This window comes from Corynebacterium argentoratense, assembly GCF_021491455.1.
GTDB classification, from domain to species: Bacteria; Actinomycetota; Actinomycetes; order Mycobacteriales; family Mycobacteriaceae; genus Corynebacterium; species Corynebacterium argentoratense_A.
Map to the genome: position 1 here is coordinate 513,676 of NZ_JAKETN010000001.1, position 17,699 is coordinate 531,374.

The 17,699-nt window shown below is 59.6% G+C and carries 18 protein-coding genes; 7 read left to right on the forward strand and 11 right to left on the reverse strand.

Annotated elements, in window-relative coordinates; translation table 11 throughout:
• Window positions 1-88: 88 nt before the first annotated feature.
• The 6 genes from qcrB to ctaC all read right to left on the reverse strand — a co-directional run bounded on the left by qcrB (window position 89) and on the right by ctaC (window position 6,607).
• Window positions 89-1,720 (reverse strand): cytochrome bc1 complex cytochrome b subunit, encoded by a 1,632-nt coding sequence (gene qcrB / locus L1C91_RS02350; RefSeq protein ID WP_234857810.1) that lies wholly within the window; start codon window positions 1,718-1,720, stop codon window positions 89-91.
• On the reverse strand, window positions 1,717-2,937 hold the full coding sequence (qcrA, locus tag L1C91_RS02355) for a cytochrome bc1 complex Rieske iron-sulfur subunit (RefSeq protein ID WP_234857811.1): 1,221 nt from the start codon (window positions 2,935-2,937) through the stop codon (window positions 1,717-1,719). Before qcrA ends, qcrB begins: the two co-directional genes overlap by 4 nt.
• Window positions 2,934-3,821 carry a cytochrome bc1 complex diheme cytochrome c subunit gene (qcrC, locus tag L1C91_RS02360; protein ID WP_234857812.1) on the reverse strand — a complete coding sequence of 296 codons (888 nt, stop codon included), beginning with the start codon at window positions 3,819-3,821 and terminating at the stop codon, window positions 2,934-2,936. The genes qcrA and qcrC overlap by 4 nt, the downstream gene beginning before the upstream one ends.
• A gap of 72 nt (window positions 3,822-3,893) precedes the next feature.
• Window positions 3,894-4,508 (reverse strand): aa3-type cytochrome oxidase subunit III, encoded by a 615-nt coding sequence (ctaE, locus tag L1C91_RS02365; protein WP_234857813.1) that lies wholly within the window; start codon window positions 4,506-4,508, stop codon window positions 3,894-3,896.
• A 510-nt stretch (window positions 4,509-5,018) separates the two neighbouring features.
• The gene (gene ctaF / locus L1C91_RS02370) at window positions 5,019-5,450 is read right to left on the reverse strand and encodes an aa3-type cytochrome oxidase subunit IV (RefSeq protein WP_234857814.1); all 432 of its coding nucleotides are present in this window, start codon (window positions 5,448-5,450) and stop codon (window positions 5,019-5,021) included.
• Window positions 5,451-5,479: 29 nt separating this feature from the next.
• Window positions 5,480-6,607, reverse strand: a complete 1,128-nt coding sequence (gene ctaC / locus L1C91_RS02375) for an aa3-type cytochrome oxidase subunit II (protein ID WP_234857815.1) — start codon at window positions 6,605-6,607, stop codon at window positions 5,480-5,482.
• 453 nt (window positions 6,608-7,060) lie between these two features.
• Here ctaC and asnB point away from each other — a divergent pair, with 453 nt between their 5' ends.
• A complete protein-coding gene (asnB, locus tag L1C91_RS02380) occupies window positions 7,061-8,983 on the forward strand; it encodes an asparagine synthase (glutamine-hydrolyzing) (RefSeq protein WP_234857816.1) in 1,923 nt (640 codons plus the stop codon).
• 302 nt (window positions 8,984-9,285) lie between these two features.
• On the opposite strand, the gene L1C91_RS02385 is transcribed toward asnB, so the two are convergent.
• The 3 genes from L1C91_RS02385 to L1C91_RS02395 all read right to left on the reverse strand — a co-directional run bounded on the left by L1C91_RS02385 (window position 9,286) and on the right by L1C91_RS02395 (window position 10,697).
• On the reverse strand, window positions 9,286-9,783 hold the full coding sequence (locus L1C91_RS02385) for a hypothetical protein (protein ID WP_234857817.1): 498 nt from the start codon (window positions 9,781-9,783) through the stop codon (window positions 9,286-9,288).
• A gap of 11 nt (window positions 9,784-9,794) precedes the next feature.
• Window positions 9,795-10,142 (reverse strand): PadR family transcriptional regulator, encoded by a 348-nt coding sequence (locus tag L1C91_RS02390; protein ID WP_234857818.1) that lies wholly within the window; start codon window positions 10,140-10,142, stop codon window positions 9,795-9,797.
• 159 nt (window positions 10,143-10,301) lie between these two features.
• Window positions 10,302-10,697, reverse strand: coding sequence for a HesB/IscA family protein (locus L1C91_RS02395; protein ID WP_419178695.1), 396 nt, complete (start codon window positions 10,695-10,697; stop codon window positions 10,302-10,304).
• 82 nt (window positions 10,698-10,779) lie between these two features.
• On the opposite strand from L1C91_RS02395, the gene L1C91_RS02400 reads away from it, so the two are divergent.
• The 4 genes from L1C91_RS02400 to L1C91_RS02415 are packed head-to-tail and all read left to right on the forward strand — an operon-like array spanning window position 10,780 to window position 13,935.
• Window positions 10,780-11,439, forward strand: a complete 660-nt coding sequence (locus tag L1C91_RS02400) for a DUF3043 domain-containing protein (protein ID WP_234857820.1) — start codon at window positions 10,780-10,782, stop codon at window positions 11,437-11,439.
• An 8-nt stretch (window positions 11,440-11,447) separates the two neighbouring features.
• Complete coding sequence (gene cobU, locus L1C91_RS02405) at window positions 11,448-12,023, forward strand: bifunctional adenosylcobinamide kinase/adenosylcobinamide-phosphate guanylyltransferase (RefSeq protein WP_234857821.1); 576 nt, start codon at window positions 11,448-11,450, stop codon at window positions 12,021-12,023.
• Window positions 12,013-13,050, forward strand: coding sequence for a nicotinate-nucleotide--dimethylbenzimidazole phosphoribosyltransferase (cobT, locus tag L1C91_RS02410; RefSeq protein WP_419178689.1), 1,038 nt, complete (start codon window positions 12,013-12,015; stop codon window positions 13,048-13,050). Before cobU ends, cobT begins: the two co-directional genes overlap by 11 nt.
• A 6-nt stretch (window positions 13,051-13,056) precedes the next feature.
• A complete protein-coding gene (locus L1C91_RS02415; protein ID WP_234857822.1) occupies window positions 13,057-13,935 on the forward strand; it encodes an adenosylcobinamide-GDP ribazoletransferase in 879 nt (292 codons plus the stop codon).
• On the opposite strand, the gene L1C91_RS02420 is transcribed toward L1C91_RS02415, so the two are convergent.
• A complete protein-coding gene (locus L1C91_RS02420; RefSeq protein WP_234857823.1) occupies window positions 13,932-15,044 on the reverse strand; it encodes a branched-chain amino acid aminotransferase in 1,113 nt (370 codons plus the stop codon). The two genes, L1C91_RS02415 and L1C91_RS02420, sit on opposite strands and share 4 nt — an antisense overlap.
• A 152-nt stretch (window positions 15,045-15,196) precedes the next feature.
• On the opposite strand from L1C91_RS02420, the gene L1C91_RS02425 reads away from it, so the two are divergent.
• The gene (locus L1C91_RS02425; RefSeq protein WP_234857824.1) at window positions 15,197-16,765 is read left to right on the forward strand and encodes a leucyl aminopeptidase; all 1,569 of its coding nucleotides are present in this window, start codon (window positions 15,197-15,199) and stop codon (window positions 16,763-16,765) included.
• Window positions 16,766-16,772: 7 nt separating this feature from the next.
• Here L1C91_RS02425 and L1C91_RS02430 read toward each other — a convergent pair whose 3' ends face one another.
• Window positions 16,773-17,156, reverse strand: a complete 384-nt coding sequence (locus L1C91_RS02430; RefSeq protein ID WP_234857825.1) for an oxidoreductase — start codon at window positions 17,154-17,156, stop codon at window positions 16,773-16,775.
• A gap of 124 nt (window positions 17,157-17,280) precedes the next feature.
• Between L1C91_RS02430 and L1C91_RS02435 the strand changes: the two genes are divergently transcribed.
• Window positions 17,281-17,699 (forward strand): biotin/lipoyl-containing protein (locus L1C91_RS02435; protein WP_328219569.1); only part of this gene is annotated, 419 nt, incomplete at its 3' end.

The following is a 17,699-nucleotide window of genomic DNA, read 5'->3' on the forward strand; positions in this document are numbered from 1 at the left end:
TATGTATAGACAGACGAAAGGGCGGGGTCTTTGAAAGACTCCCGCCCTTTCGTGTGAGCGCTAGTTGTGCGTAGTGACGCTAGTGGCTTTAGTGCTTGCCGTTTTCTTCGTCAGCTGCGCGGTTGGCCAATTGTAGGTTCTCGAACATCTCAACCTCTTCAGCGTGGTTAGCGTGCTCGATTTCTGCGGCCTTGTCGGCGATGTTCTCCGGGTCCGGGGTGAAGTAGGAGCCGCGGCCGGGGTGGCCAGCGAAGCCAAGCTGGTTCATCTGCTTCGGAACCGGGGCGCCGGCGTAGTCGAGGGCCTTCGGGTGGCCGTGCTCGTCAACCTCGTCGGTGAGCGGCTGGTGAACCTCGATGAAGGCACCGTTCGGCATCTGGTTGATCACGCCGGTTTCGATACCGTGCTCCAAGACCTCACGGTCGGACCGCTGCAAACCAAGGCAGATGCGGTAGGTGATGAAGTACGCGATCGGGGGCAGAACGATCAGTCCGATACGACCGAACCAGGTCATTGCGTTCAGCGAAACCTGGAAGTGCATAGCGAACAGGTCGTTACCACCGGACAGGGTCAGGATTCCGTAGAACACCAGAGCCATCATGCCGAGCGAGGTGCGGACGGGAACGTCGCGCGGACGCTGGAGCAGGTTGTGGTGGGCGTCGTCGCCGGTCATCTTCCGCTCGATGAACGGGTAGGTGAACAGCAGAACAACGAGCACACCGAGCAGGATGGCTACCCAGAACACAGCGGGGATCGTGTGGCCGAAGGGGTACAGCTCCCACGCAGGCATAACACGAGCAGCACCGTCAGTCCACAGCATGTAGATGTCAGGCTGGGAGCCTGCGGACACCTGTGCCGGGTTGTAGGGGCCCAAGTTCCAGATTGCGTTGATCTGGAATGCGCCGGCCATGAAGGCGAGCACACCGAAGGTGATCAGACCGAAAGCGATGGACTTCACGGCGAAGACCGGCAGGATGCGGACGCCGACGACGTTGGTCTCGGTGCGACCAGGTCCGGGGAACTGCGTGTGCTTCTGGTACCAAACCAGAGCGAGGTGTGCGGCGATCAGTGCCAGCAGGATGCCGGGGATGAGCAGCACGTGTGCGATGTAGAAACGGTCCAGCATCAGCTCGGAGGGGAAGTCCCCACCGAAGATCAGCCAGTGCAGCCAGGTACCGATGATCGGAAGCGAAAGCACGATGGCTGACATAATGCGCAGACCAACGCCGGACAGCAGGTCGTCAGGCAGGGAGTAACCCATGAAGCCTTCGGCGACGCTCAGAAGAAGCAGCACGCAACCGATGATCCAGTTGGCTTCACGCGGGCGACGGAATGCACCGGTGAAGAAGATGCGGAACATGTGCACCATGATGGACACGGCGAACATGAGCGCTGCCCAGTGGTGCAGCTGGCGAATAAACAGGCCGCCGCGCACCTCGAAGGAAATGTTGAGTGCGGTGGCGTATGCGTGCGACATTTCGACGCCGCGAAGCGGTTCGTACGCACCGTCGTAGATGACCTTCACGATGGAAGGATCGAAGAAGAGGGTGAGGTAGATACCCGACAGCAACAAGACGATGAAGCTGTAGAGGGCGATCTCACCGAGCATGAACGACCAGTGGGTCGGGAAGACCTTGTTGATCTGGCGTCGGATGCCCGCAGACATGGTGTAGCGGGAATCCATGTTGGTGCCCATCTGGGCTAGTTTATTATTGCTCATGATTTACGCTCCCAGAAGGCCGGGCCAACAGGCTCAATAAAGTTGCCCTTGGCGACGAGGTAACCCTCTTCGTCCACGGTGATCGGCAGCTGAGGCAGAGCGCGGGCTGCAGGTCCGAAGACCGGCTTGCCGTACTGCAGCGCATCGAACTGCGACTGGTGGCAGGGGCAGAGGATACGGTTGGTCTGTGCCTCGTAGAGCGAGGTGGGGCAACCGATGTGAGTACAGATCTTGGAGTAGGCGTAGTAATCGCCGTAGTGGAAGTCTTCCTGGCCTTCGCGCTGGATCGCACGATCCGCATCTGCGGAACGCAGGCGGATAAGCATCACTGCGTTGCGGGTGCCATGGATGGAGTGCATCTGCTCTTCGTAGACGTCGCGGGTGGCGTCGTAGTTGTCGCCATCGTTGACGAAGCCCTCGGGGAGGGGGAAGACAGTTTCCATACCAGCGGCTGCTAGATCCTCGGGACGTAGACGGACAAGACGGGAAATTCCCTGGGTGGTGTAGTGCTCCTCGTAACCTTCGCCGTGGGTCTGGGCGATTGCACCAGTGTCACGACCGAGGTAAACCTTGACACCTTCGTCGACCAAGGTCCAGCCAGAGGTCCACAGGGTACCGTCGCCCTGAACGTTCAGCGGGTGGGCGGGCTTCCAAGGGTTCTTGATCATACCCATCAGCGGGCCGAACACGGCGAGGCCGCCAAGGACAGCACCGCTACCCATGAGACCCATCAGGACCTTGCGGCGGCCCAGAGTGGAGGTCTCCCAAGCATCGTTAAGCAGTGCAACGATGGTGCGCTGGTCGACTTCTTCCGAGGGACCATCGTGGCGGCGCTGTACGGAAATCTCTTCCGGGATGAAGCGCTTAACGTATTCGACGGCACCGAAGCCCATGAAGAGGATGGACAGACCCATCGTGATACCGATGAGCGGGGTGTAGAACGTGTAGAGCCAGAGGCCCTGCTCGCCGAGGCCCTTGTACTGCCAAGGCCAGAAGATGTAGATGCCGAAGAAGGCAACGGCCATGACGAGTCCGAGAAGGAACCAGAGGCCGACCAGGTTTACGGCACGCTTTTCAGCTGGGTCGTTGGGAATCGGGAAGCGCTGCTTGCGGTATGCAACAGTAACTTCGTCGAGTTCGGTACCGAGACGCGCGAGCTCATCGTTGCTCATCGCGTTCAGTTCTTGAGAGGTGTATTTTTTCTGTTCTTTACTCATGAGCGCGATCCAATCCACAGAGCTGCAGCCACGCAGACTACAATTCCGACGAGCCACATCATCATGCCCTCAGTAACGGGGCCGATGCCGCCGAGTCCGTAGCCACCCTGGCTGGGAGTCTCTTTGGCAGCCTTGATGAAGGCGATGATGTCTTTCTTTTCGTCAGCGTTGAGCTGACGATCAGAGAACTTAGGCATGTTCTGCGGGCCGGTGAGCATAGCCTGGTAGATCTCTTGCTCATTTGCGTGATCCAGGTTGGGCGCAAACTTACCGCCCGACAGTGCGCCGCCACGACCGGTGAAGTTGTGGCAGGATGCGCAGTTCAAGCGGAATAGCTCGCCACCGCGTGCGATGTCCTCGGGGGCAATGTTGCCGTCGTAGTGGACGCCGCGGAGGGATTCCATAGCGATGCTGCCATCGTCGTTGCGGACGATGCCGGGGCCGCCACCGTTGGCGTTGACGTAAGCAGCCAATGCAAGGATCTGGTTTTCGTTGAACTTCGGAACCTTGCGGGTTGCCTGAGCTTCGTTGCGGGCCATCGGCATGCGGCCGGAGTGGACCTGGAAGTACACGGCACCCTCGCCGACGCCGATCAGAGACGGGCCGCGATCTTTAATACCCTGAAGGTTTGCGCCATGGCAGGTGATGCATGCCATGTCGTAGATGTCCTTACCCTGGGTGATCAGTGCCTGCTCATCAACATCTGCGGTTGCGACCTGTGCTGTAGGGGTGAGGGCACTTGCAAGAAGTCCCGCACCGGTCAGGCCGAGCGTCAAGGCAAGCGCACCTGCGAAGGTGCGGCGCACCTTGCGGCGGCTCTTGACCTTTTTAGCCGAGCTGGTTGCGGGGGCAACCGTCTCGGTGGTCTGGGGAGTTGTTTCCATCGTTTCCCTTTTAACTCGTGTTGGTCAAAGTGAAGGGCAGTAAGCCGGAGCCATGTTCCGGCGTCCTACGGCCTACTTAATGAAGTAAATGGTGATGAACAGGCCGATCCAGACGACGTCGACGAAGTGCCAGTAGTAGGACACCACCATCGCTGCCGTTGCTTGAGCCGGCGTGAACTTCGACTTCGCGACACGCAGAAGCACAACCACGAAAGCGAGAACACCTGCGAGAACGTGAGCAGCGTGGAAGCCGGTCGTGATATAGAAGACCGAGCCGTAAATGCTGTTCTGAATCGTCAAGCCGTGTTCAACCAAGTGGAAGTACTCATAGCCCTGGCCGATGAGGAAGATGGTTCCCATCAGTGCGGACAGTGCGTACCAGCGACGAAGCTTGAATACATCGCCCCTTTCTGCGGCAAAGACGCCCGCCTGCGCGGTGAATGAGGACGCGACCAAGATGGTCGTGATCACCATTGCGTAGGGGACGTTGAGATGCGCTGCATCTTCATGCCACGTCGAATCCTGGCCATTTGCACGAGATACGAAGTACATCGCGAAAAGACCAGCGAAGAACATTAATTCCTGCGACAGGAACACAATGGTTCCGACACTGACCATATTCGGTCGGTTCAGTGCCGCAACACGTCGCGTTGCTGCCGATCCTGTGTTTCCAACTGCGCTCGTCACGTGTTCCAGTATGACGGGCTTGCCAGTGTTCGTCATGTAAACGCCCCCTTTGTTCCGCAGGCTTCGTGCAGCTTATTGTCAGCAGAATGCAAGAAAAACGGGATCAAAAATTTTGTTTGGGCGCCCGGGAACTTTTTTAATTCTTTTACGACGACAGCGCTGGGCTGGGTTTACGCAGGTTAGGCGGAGATCAACGCGCAATGACGCCGCAACACCGTGTGCGTAAATAGATGTTGCGGCGGATGACAGCCTGCGGCGCGCACTTTAGAATCAGTTCCCGACAGTGACGTATTTAACATTCGGCGGTTGAGGCAAAAACCCAGGAATCAAACTTTCGATTCACCCCCCACTGCCTCCCCCCGTGTTTGGCCCCGACCTGCACTAACAGCTACCCAATCGAGGATCACATTCTTGTCTGTTGCCGCATGCAACAGGAACCTCTAGTAGGTAAGAAATCACAAAACCGCCCTTCCCGAAGGCAGCTGGGGAAGGGCGGTTAAGGGTAGATTTTTAGTGCTTTTCCTTAGGCAGACCGTACTGCAGGTTCAAGGAGATGCCACCGAAGATGAGGACGACGGCGCCCAGAAGAAGCAACCAGTAGGCCATGAAGGCGATGCCGTACCCCATGATCGCAACACCGACGGTCATGACGAAGGGCCAGATTGAGCCGGGGCTGAAGAAGCCGAGCATGCCAGCACCATCTTCGACCTCCGCCTCTTCCCAGTCTTCGGGGAGGATGTCGATGCGACGCTCAGTGAAATGAAGGTAGCCGCCGAGCATCAAGGACAGCGCAGCAGCAAGCGCCAAACCCGTAGCGCCAGCCCATTCGAGGCCTTGGATGTTTCCGGAATCGTGAACCTTCTGAGTGGCAACGATGTAAATGACAGTCATCAGCGCCATGAAGACGGTGACGCCGTAGAAGATCTTTGCTGAAGTCCTCATGAGTATTATTCTCCGTTTCTCAAAGAGCTTTAGCCGTTGAGCTCAACAGCGTTGGAGCCCTCTTCGACGCCGCGGGTGTCGGTACGTCCGGTCTTGAAAGGCTTGGTGGTTTCTGCTGCGGCCTTCTGGCCGATAGCGGTCAGAGCCTGGCCGTTGCTTGCCTCGGGGTTGTCCATGCGGAATTCAATGTACTGCTTGAACAGTTCAGGGGAGACAGCGCGAACCTCGAAGTTCATCATTGCATGGTAGGTACCACACATTTCTGCACAGCGACCGACGTATGCACCTTCGTCAACGCTTTCAATCTGGAACTTGCGCTCAGACTTATTGCGCTCGGGGTGTGGGAAAGCGTCGCGCTTGAACAAGAACTCCGGAACCCAGAAGGAGTGGATGACGTCAGCCGAAGCGAGGTCAAACTCAACCGGGGTGTTAGCGGGGATCACGAGAACCGGAACCTCATCGGAAGTGCCGACGGTTTCGATCTTGTCGAAGTGAAGGTAGGACAGATCTGCGGTGGACTTGCCGTGGATCGGGCCCTTGGCCTCGCCATGGTGAGCGGTGCCTTCTTCGCCGCGGGTGGTGTCGTCGAACTCACCGGCGCGGTCGACTGCTTCCTGGCGCTCCTTGTCGGTACCGACGTAGTTTTCACCATTCGGGGTGAACTCGCCATCGATGGAGCCGTAGCCGAACTTCCAGTTCCACTGGTATGCGGTCACGTCGACGGAGACCTTAGGGTCCTTATCGAGTGCGGTGACTTTATCCTGCGTCTGGACGGTGAAGAAGAACAGGCCCATAACGATGATGATCGGAATAACCGTGAGCACCAGCTCGAGGCCAATGTTGTAACCGGTCTGGCGGGGGAATTCGCCCTTGCCCTGCTTTTCTGCGCGCTTGGCGGAGTATGCGAACAGGCACCACAACATGAGGCCCCACATAATCGCACCGATAATCCAGGCTGCAACCCAGGTCCATACCCAGAAGTTGCCCATCGCGTGAGCCTCGGGGGTTACGCCCTCGGGCCAACCGAAGCGCAGTGCCTTACCCAGTGTTCCGCCGGGAGCATCGACGTCGCAACCTGCGAGGGTGAGCCCCGCCAGGCCAAATGCTCCGCCTAATGCGGCCTTGCGCTTGAATAGACGCTGTGTCTGCTGATCCACGTGTGTCTGCCTTCCTGTCCACACTTTGGCTAACGCGTTGAAGGTCTCCTCAACGCACGTTTCTACATTGGGACAATATCCTAAAATGCTGCAAAATCCATCTCATTTGACGACGTTTAGGACAGACTTAGTGCAGCCTGTGGGGGTTTTAGCCCCAATAAAGCGACCCTCATTCCGTGACAGTTTTCTACTTCTGGACGTGCTTCTACAGGGGTTATGCCGCACCCTCGCCGTCACCCCACCGTCTTCTGACAACTAGTCCCCATTGCACGGGCGGGACAAACCATCGTTGAATGTTATGCAACTCACAGCCCATCATCCATAAGTTTGCCCACATGAGGGGGTCCACACTCCCCCACCATTCCCCACCGCCCGGGCTGCGCCCTCCCCGCTCGACCAGACCGGGACGGTATAGTTGCGCCGTCAACCCTTTTATTTCTTTGGAGGCTTTTTATGTGCGGCCTGCTCGGCATGCTCACGTCCCACTGCAACGCGGCGTCGTTCGCTCCGGCAATTGAACATGCACTGCCCTGCATGCGCCACCGCGGCCCAGACGAGGCCGGCACCTGGCACGACGATAACGCGGTCTTCGGCTTTAACCGTCTGTCAATTATTGACCTCAAGCATTCCCACCAGCCCCTGCAGTGGGGACCACAGGATCAGCCCGACCGCTATGCCATGACCTTCAATGGCGAGATCTACAACTACATTGAGCTTCGCGAGGAGCTCAGTGCCCTGGGGTACCAGTTCAATACCTCCGGTGACGGCGAACCGATTGTTGTTGGTTTCCACCACTGGGGCCCAGATGTTGTCAAGCACCTGCGGGGAATGTTCGGTGTCGCGATTTGGGACAGCATCGAGAAAAAGCTGTTCCTGGCCCGCGACCCCTTCGGCATCAAACCGCTGTACTATTCGACAACCGATGCCGGCACCGTATTCGCTTCTGAGAAAAAGTGCATCCTCGACATGGCCGGGGCGATCGACCTCGATCTAAGCCTCGACCACCGTGCTATCGAGCACTATGTCGACCTTCAATACACCCCTGAACCGGAGTCCCTGCACGCCGGTATCCGTCGCCTGGAATCAGGTACCTACGCATTCGTCACCCCGGGCGGCACCGTCGACTCCACCCGCTACTTCGAACCGAAGTTTAAGACCACCCCTGTCCCGAAGGACAAGGAACAAGACTTGTTCGACAGGATCGCTGCAGCGCTGGAGGATTCGGTCGCTAAGCACATGCGTGCCGATGTCACCGTGGGGTCCTTCCTGTCCGGCGGCATTGATTCCACCGCGATCGCTACCCTTGCCAAGCGGCACAATCCGAACCTGTTGACCTTCACCACCGGTTTCGAACGTGAGGGGTATTCGGAAGTTGACGTCGCAGCGGAATCTGCCGCAGCCATTGGCGCGGAACACATCGTCAAGGTTGTCTCCCCGGAGGAGTACGCAGACGCAGTGCCGAAGATCATGTGGTACCTGGATGATCCCGTAGCGGATCCCTCCCTGGTTCCGCTTTATTTTGTTGCTGCAGAAGCTCGCAAGCACGTCAAGGTGGTGCTCTCCGGCGAGGGCGCAGACGAACTCTTCGGCGGTTACACCATCTACAAGGAACCGTTGTCTCTCGCGCCGTTCGATAAGGTTCCCGCTCCCCTATTGAAGGGGCTCAACCGCTTGTCTCGCGTGCTGCCCGAAGGGATGAAGGGCAAGTCTCTGCTGGAACGCGGAACCACCCCGATGGAAAAGCGCTACTACGGCAATGCTCGCAGCTTCAATTACGAGCAGCTATCGCGAGTGCTCATCGATGCCCGCCCTGAGTGGGACCACACGGACGTCACCGCCCCGATTTACGCCAAGTCGCGGGACATGGATCCGGTTGCGCGTATGCAGCACCTAGACCTGTTCACGTGGATGCGCGGCGACATTTTGGTCAAGGCCGACAAGATCACTATGGCCAACTCTTTGGAGTTGCGCGTGCCCTTCCTGGATCGGGAAGTCTTCGCCGTCGCAGAAACCATCCCCTATGACCTCAAAATCACCGAGGGCACCACGAAGTATGCCTTGCGTAAGGCGATGGAGCAGATCGTGCCTGCGCATGTTTTGCACCGCAAGAAGCTAGGCTTCCCCGTGCCCATGCGCCACTGGCTTGCCGGCGATGAGCTGCATGGTTGGGCTTTGGAGCAGATCACCGCTTCGGGCACAGAGCACATCTTCAACAAGCCCGCAGTGTTGGAAATGCTCGAAGAACACCGCCAGGGCGTGAGCGATCATTCGCGCCGACTGTGGACGGTACTGTCCTTCATGATCTGGCACGGCATCTTCGTCGAGCATCGCATTGACCCGGGTATCGAAGAGCGCGACTACCCCGTGGAACTGTAGCGCTGACTAGCGAGCTTTAGGCCTCGTTGTCTGGCACCAGCCAGCGGCGGTCGACGTCGATGATGTTGACCGCGTAAAGCACAACGCTCAACGCGATGATAGCCATGAGGACCAACTTCCACACGCCGTAATCGTCGCTAGTGATAATAAGGTAAGCACCGTACGCGGTGGCGGCGAACCCCAGGCAGGCAAGCAGGATGACAACTGCTTGACGGGCCTTCGCCGCCTGGCGCCCCCATAGAGGATTTGTACGACCAAGATTTGTCGTACCGCGATGGCTGCGGCCAGTATGAGCGCCAGCGCTAGGAAAAAACTGATACCGCTTGCCGATAGTTGTTTAGAGGCAGCAGCAAACTTATCCAGGCGCCCGCCAGCCCCACGGCCGTCATGCCCAAGGCTCGTAGGCTTCGCCGTGGGTTCGACCATGTGATGCTTTGCAGCAGCCTGGCCACGCCGAAAATCAACAAGGCGTTAAAAGGCCATGCGACCAATAGGTCCCACGAGCCGTCACCCCGGGTAAAGGACGTGAGGGCTGGGATCGCCCCAATTCCGACTGCAAAGCTTCCGAGCTCTGCGGCGCTGTAGAGGTTGAGTTTGGCTGCGAGACGCTCGTCTTGGTTGTACAACTCCTCCACGTCGCGCACTGCAGTCTGTTCTGGGTCGCCGAACAGCGTTATTGCGGGAGTGTTTTCGCCAGACTGCCTGGCTAGTTCGAGCGCCCGGGTGCGGTAGGTGCTCAGCCATCGTTGGTCTGTATCCTCGCGGGTCGTTTGGGCGTTGGTGTGTGGGGTGTTGGACATGGCTGACCTCCCTAGCCTTCGATGTTGTTCGTGATCTGGTTAATGCTGTTGGCAAAGCTCGCCCACTGCTGTTTCATCGCTGTTGCGTGTTGTTTTCCATGCGCCGTAAGGGTGAATATTTTTCGCCCCGGCCCAGAGTCGGCGTGCTCCCATTCGGAGCTGACGATGTTTTGCGCTTCGAGCTTGGCAAGAATGGGGTAGAGCGTTCCGCCTTTGACCTTGCCGATACCGGCTTCTTCAAGCGCTTGGCCGATGGCGTAGCCGTGCATGGGGGCGCTTGCTAGCACGCTGATGATGGCCAAGGGGGTAATCCCTCGGAGCCACTCAGCCGGAAAGCTTGTTGCTTGTGTCGATGCCATAGCTACACCTTTAAACGATCTAGTTAGATTATCTATCTATATGGCTAAAAATAATGACGCCGCGGTGCCCACCAGCATTCAGCGTGGTAGCGCACAATAACGCGACGTCATTAAATACGCGGACGTAAGCCCGCAGCAGTCAGTACATCCGACTACACATCAGTTGAAGGAATCACCACAAGCGCAGGAGCTACCCGCATTGGGGTTATCAATCGTGAAACCCTGCGACTCAATGGTGTCAGCGAAATCGATGGTGGCACCAGACAAGTACGGAACACTCATCTTGTCCACGACCAAACGAACGCCACCGACCACATCGACCTTGTCCCCATCGAGGTCACGATCATCGAAGTACAGCTGGTAGCGCAAACCAGCACAACCGCCCGGCTGCACAGCGATACGCAAGGACAGATCGTCGCGACCCTCCTGGTCCAGCAAAGCCTTCGCCTTGGCAGCGGCCGCCTCGCTGAGGATCACCCCGGTGTTCGAAGTGGACGAGTCAGTTGCGGTCTCAGTATTGCTCATAAAAAATCTCCTAGAATCCTGCAGCGTCAGCGCACATAGCGCTCCCTAAGCACCCAAGGGTACAGCCCGACACCAAAACACGCCACAGCAGGCATCTAGTAACCTTGGACGGGTGAGTAAACAGCACGAAGAACACGTGGCACACGACACCGTCGCAGACGACGCAACCGATACCACCCAGCGCCCCAAGGGCTACACCCCACCCAAGGGCAAGCCCACCCCCAAACGCGACCGACCCCACCGCGGAAACACCACCCCACCCATGACCCGCGCAGAGGCTAAACAGCGCAAAAAGGAGCTCAAGGCCTCCATGCCCAAGGAGGAGTACAAGGCCCTCCAGCGTAAAGAACGCGAAGAAGCCAGTGCAGAACGCCGAAGGGTCCAAGAAGCCATGGCGCGCGGCGACGAACGCTACCTGCTGGAGCGCGACAAGGGCCCCGTGCGAGCCTACCTCCGTGACTGGGTTGACGCGCGCCGGTTCCTAGCCAACTTCCTCATGCCGGCTGCACTCGCGCTACTCGTGCTCATGCTTATCGCCAACTCGAACCCGAACGTAGCTGGCCCCATCAGCATGTTCACCATGGCGCTCATGCTCGCCTTCCTCATCGAAGGTGTCATTCTGGGACGCCGCGCGGTCAAGGCCGCCCGCGCGAAATTCGGTGACCTCGATGCCGGTGGATTCACCCTCGGCTACTACGCCTACTCCCGCGCCAACCAGCCCCGCCGCTGGCGCACCCCCATGCCGCGCGTAGAAATCGGCGACAAGGTTTAACACCCGCCATGCGCACACTCGTCTTAGGCGGAGCTCGCTCCGGCAAATCGCTATTCGCCGAAGAGCTCGTGGCCGGACGTAGCTGCCTCTACATCGCGACAGCACGCCCCTGGCCCGGCGACACCGACTTCGCTGAGCGCATCAATCAACATGCCCAGCGCAGGCCACTGCACTGGGCCACTGAGGACCAACGCGACCTACTCGACGTCCTCGACACCCTGGACGATCGTGACCAGGCCGACCCCCGCGGCGTTATTCTTGTCGATGACCTCGGAACATGGCTAACGCACCTCCTCGATTCCACGGGAGCATGGGATCAGCCACGAGGCTCCATCGCAGAGCACACCAATCGCTTGCTCGATCTGCTGTCTACCTGCAAGCAGGACATCATCCTGGTCAGCCCGGAAGTTGGCATGGGTGTCATTCCAGAATCGCACGCGGGTAGACTGTTCCGGGACGAAATCGGCACCCTCAATCAACGCATCGCAGACATCTGCGAGCGCGTCGTGCTCAGCATTGCTGGGCAGCGTGTAACCCTCAAAGACACAACTTTTGAATCAAAGGAGCCCACCAGTGTCCGCTGAACTTTTCCCCACCATTGACGCCCCCAGCGCCGACGCCCGAGCACAAGCAGCCGCTCGCCAAAACGACCTGACCAAGCCTGCGGGTTCCTTGGGTCGCCTCGAGCAATTGGGCATCTGGTTGTCTGCTTGCCAGGGTGTGTGCCCGCCTAAGAAGATCACCGACCCGCGCATCGTCGTGTTCGCCGGCGATCACGGGGTCGCAGCCAACGGCGTGTCCGCCTACCCCACCGAAGTATCGCTGCAGATGGCGGCGAACATTCGGGCGGGTGGGGCCGGCATCAACGCCATCGGTTCTGCTGGTGGAGCAACCGTTCGGGTGGTTGATGTGTCCCTCGATCATGACGCCGAGGGGCCCGAGCGTGTGCGTCGCAGTTGCGGTTCCATCGACCGTGAGGACGCCATGACGACGGAAGAAGCGATCGCCGCGTTCAAGGTGGGTATCGCTGTGGCTGACCAGGAGGTTGACTCCGGGGCGGACCTTCTGATCGCGGGCGACCTGGGTATCGGGAATACCACTCCCGCTGCGGCCATCATCGGTTCGCTGTGCGGTGCGGAACCCGTCAAAGTTGTTGGTCGGGGCACTGGAATTGATGACGCCGCATGGCAGCGCAAGCTAGCAGCTGTTCGCGACGCAATGTTCCGGGCCCGGGAAAAGACCGCCGACCCCATCGCTTTCGCCCGCACCACCGCTTCCCCTGATTTGGCCGCTATGGCCGGCTTCTTGGCTCAAGCAGCGGTGCGCCGCACACCCGTCATCCTCGACGGTGTGGTGGTCACCTCCGCTGCGTTGATTGCAGATCTCGCCGCCCCTGGCGCGCGCGATTGGTGGGTTGCGGGCCACGCTGGTGCCGAACCTGCGCACGCCATCGCCTTGGAACGGTTGGGGCTGGACCCCATCGTCTCCCTCGGCTTGCGACTTGGTGAAGGCTCCGGGGCAGCCACTGCCCTACCGTTGGTCAAGCTCAGCGCCAACATCCTTTGCGACATGGCCACGTTTAGCTCTGCCGGTGTCTCTGAGGCCCACTAGTTAGCGATGTCTGGCAAAGCAGGCCACGGCCACAACAGTGCTGCTCATTCTGCGGCTGCACCCCGCCCCGATGAAGAACCCGCCCGAGCACCTGCGCTTGTCGAAGGCGTGGGCACTGCTATTAGCTGGCTGAGCATCATCCCTTGCCGTGGGGCGCGCTTTTTTGATCGCACCACGGGTAGGCGCGCCATGGCTGCTATGCCCGTCGTCGGGTTGATTCTGGCCGCGCCCACCGTAGCGCTCGCGGCACTCGCTGCGACTTATCCCGAGTTGCGCTTGTTGGTCGCCGTCGCCGTTGTCTGCACGTGGCAGCTGCTCACTCGGGGAATGCACGTTGACGGCCTCGCGGATGTCGGTGATGCTTTAGGTTCCTACGCCCCACCCCAGCGTGCTCAGGAAATCCTCGCGGATAGTTACACCGGCGCACTGGGGGCTGCGACCATGGTCCTCACCCTGGCTGTGCAGACCGCCGCCGTCTATGTTCTCAGCGGCTGTTCCAGCACCGGAGTTGCGCTGATCACGGCACTGCCATTTGGAGCGCGCATCGCAGCCACCTGGGGGGCAACTCGTGGCCACCGCCCCCAGAAAGCGACCGGGTTCGGGGGGTTGATTGTGGGCACTATTGCCCGATGGATCCCGCTGCTGTGGGCTGCAGTGGCTACGTGTGCACTGTGGGCCACCTTACTCCCGATAGTGGGCAGCATGAGCCCGATCGTTGCCGTGGCCGCCCTACTGGGGTTTGCCTTGCCAGCCGGGGTTGTGTGGCCGCTGTTTGATCGGCGCTTTGGTGGCCTCAATGGTGACTGCTTTGGGGCCGTCATAGAGCTGAGCACCGCTGCAGCTGCAACGGTGCTCAGTGTCGTGTGCGTGGTGGCTGGGATCTAGCCAACCAGGGTGGTCATCCACCCGTGGGTGTCTTCGACTGCCCCGCGCTGGATGCCGGTGAGCTGCTCACGCAGCTGCATGGTGATCGATCCGGTTGCTCCTCCGGCAATGTCAAAGTCACCGTGGAAGCTCTTGACGGTGCCGACGGGGGTGATAACAGCGGCGGTTCCGCATGCGAAGGCCTCTGTCATCTCGCCACTGGTGGCCGTGCGCTGCCATTCTTCGGTGCTGAACACGCGTTCCTCGGTGCGGTAGCCAAGATCACGAGCGACCTGCAGCAGCGAGCGACGGGTAACGCCTGGAAGCAAGGAGCCGGACAGTGCCGGGGTGACGATGGTCGCTCCACCGTCACCGGTGCCCTCGCCTAGGACGAAGAAGAGGTTCATACCGCCCATTTCCTCAACATTGCTGTGGGTGAGCGCATCGAGCCATACGACCTGATCGCAACCCTTTTCCGCAGCTTGTGCTTGGGCCAGTAGGGAGGCTGCGTAGTTGCCGGCGAACTTTGCGGCGCCGGTTCCACCGGGGCACGCGCGGACGTAGTCCTCGCACAGCCACACGCTCACCGGGTTGATCCCGCCGGAGAAGTATGCGCCTGCAGGCGAGGCGATGACCACAAACTTGTAGGCGTTGGAGGGGTGAACGCCCAGGGAGGCCTCGGTGGAGATCATGAAGGGGCGCAGATAGAGCGATTCTTCGCCACCCGCAGGCGGAACCCATGCTTGGTCAACGTCGACAAGCACGCGCAGAGCTTCAACGAAGTCCTCAACCGGCAGCTCCGGCATGGCCAGGCGGCGGGCGGAATCGTTGAGTCGCTCGGCATTGGCCTCGGGGCGGAAGGTCTTGATGCTTCCGTCTGCCTGACGATAGGCTTTCAGGCCTTCAAAAATGGCTTGGCCGTAGTGGAATACGCTCGTGGCGGGGTCGAGGCAGATGTTGGCGTAACCGGTAACCTGCGCATTGTGCCAGCCTTTGTCAGCGCTCCAGTCGATGGTGACCATGTGGTCGGTGAAGTATTTGCCAAAGCCGGGGTTGCTGAGGATCTCCTCAAGTTGCTCGGCTGTGGTGGGGTTCGCGACGCGATTAATCTCAAAATTCAGTGGGGCCATGGGTACAAAAGTACACCTGTCTGTGTGTTTGTGGCAGCTGGGCTATGGTGGGGGCGTTGGCGGTGTGTCTGTGGCGCCGAAGAAGTTGCGCTTGCACAGCCCGCACCGTTGCCGTATGTAGTCGAGCTCGATCCCCCTGTGAAGGATGTTGCATGTCTAATTTTGTTGGTTCCTCCGCTGCCGATTCTTTGGAGGCAGTTCCCGTTCGTGGACACCGTGCCGAGGTCAAGATCGTTGCGGCTTCTTCTGTCGCTCAACTGGGCGCGGATGCCGTGGTGGTTCCCTTGTTTGCTCAGGGGAAAGGAAGTGACGCTAGTGAGGCCAACGGCGCGGGTTCCTTCAGCATCGGTGTACTCCCTTCCGAATTCTCCATTGATGACGCCGCGTTGATGCAGGCCTTGAATGCGGTCAATGCGAGCGGCCGTCGCGGCAGCACCACTGTTGTTCCTGCACCTCAGGACGCAGCGGTTGCGCGCGTGATCGCTGTGGGCCTTGGTTCTGAAGATCTCAACGCCCCTCAGGTCGCAGACGTGATCGCTGAAGCAGTCCGCAACCTACGCGGCGTCAACACCCTGGCTGTTGCCACGGGAGACCTTGATGTGGAGGCAGCCCTGCTGGGAGCCGGGCTGGGCAGCTACTTCTACGACGGTCTGAAAAATAGCCCTTCGAACCCCTCGCCCGTGCAGCAGGTTGCGGCGATTGTCGAGGCGTTGGATGATTCCACTGACGCTGCCCTCAAGCGTGCATCGATCCTAATTGATTCGATCTGCTTGGCTCGCGACTTGGTTAACTCCCCCTCCAATGCTCTCTACCCGGAAAAGTACGCGCTGTTTGCTGCAGAGCAGGCACGCGCCGCGGGTTGCGAGGTTGAGATCCTCAACTACGAACAGCTGGTAGAGCAGGGTTTCGGCGGTATCGTCGGCGTTGGCCGCGGTTCCGCGCGCAAGCCACGCCTGGTACGCATCAGCTGGAACCCCGACAATGCCGCCAAGCACGTCGCCCTGGTGGGCAAGGGCATCACCTTCGACACCGGCGGCATTTCCATCAAGCCTGGCGCCAACATGCAAGCCATGATTTCCGACATGGGTGGCTCTGCAGCGATGATTGCCTCCGTGATCGCCGCAGCACGCCTGGGCGTTCGCACTCGAGTGACGGCCACCATCCCCATGGCTGAAAACATGCCCTCCGGCGATGCATACCGCCCCGGCGACACCCTCGTCCAATACGGCGGCAAGACCGTCGAGATCGTCAACACCGACGCCGAGGGCCGCCTGATCCTCGCCGATGCGATCGCACGCGCCTGCGAAGACAACCCCGACTACCTCATCGAAACCGCCACGCTTACTGGCGCTGCCCTAGTTGCCCTTGGCCGCCGAACCGGCGGCGTGATGGGTGAAGACTCCTTCCGCGACCGTATCGCTGAAATCGGACGCGAAGTGGGCGAGCCTGCTTGGGCGATGCCCATCCCGGACGAGGTCGCCGAAGGCATGAAGTCCAAGGTCGCCGACCTGGTGAACGCCGGCGCCCGCTGGGGCGGCATGCTGGCTGCAGGCTTCTTCCTCGGAGAATTCGTCTCCGAGGGAACCCCCTGGGCACACATCGACGTTGCAGGTCCTGCATGGAACGATTCCAGCCCCTACGGTGTTAACCCGGCCCGCGCGACCGGCGCTCCGGTGCGCACAGTCGTTGCCGCAATCGAGGAGCTTGGATCCGCTACTTAGTCCTGCTCTAGTCCTGTTGACGCTGAGCCCGCCGCTGCGCTTGCTCGGCCCGCTTGCGCAAGATGCGATCGCGTCCAATTCGATCTCGCATACGTTGCGGGTATCCGGTGTCCTCTACGTCGTACACGGGCACGCCCAATTGGTTGGCTATGACATCGATGCCCTTAGGGCCGCCAATCGGCCGACGAATGTGTTCCCCATCGGCGTCTACCAAAACAACCGACATTTCGTTGACGATGGTTTCTGGCTCGACAAAAGCCTCCACCAGAGGCCTTCCTGCGCACCAACGCATCAGCTCGTCTAAGTCGTGCTGGCGAATAGTATCCCCCGGTGCGCGCGGTGGTTTCAGAGAGGACTTGGCTGCACGATTCCGACCAAAAATGTTGAACACAAGCCCCCATCATAGGGGGTTTTCCTGGGTTGTTGGGGGGACTTCAACATTACGGGGGCGGAAAAGGTAGTCTCTAAATGTTAAGACGTTAATCTCCAACACGACCTTCAAGGAGTCTGACACAATGGCGTTCTCTGTCGAGATGCCCGAGCTCGGTGAATCTGTCACCGAAGGCACCATCACCCGCTGGCTGAAAAAGGTTGGTGACGCTGTCGCCGCCGATGAACCCTTGCTGGAGGTCTCCACCGACAAGGTCGATACCGAGATCCCCTCCCCTGCTGCTGGCGTTCTGCTTAAGATCCTCGCTAATGAGGACGAAACTGTTGATGTCGGCGCCGTCATCGCTGAACTTGGCGAAGAAGGCGAAGAGGCAGCAGCTGAAGAGCCCAAGGCCGAGGAGCCCAAGGCTGAGGCTGAGGAAGAGCCCAAGCAGGACGATTCTGCAAACGCATCTGGCGAGGCAACCGACGTTGAAATGCCCGAACTCGGCGAATCCGTCACCGAAGGCACCATCACCCGCTGGCTGAAGAAGGTCGGCGACAC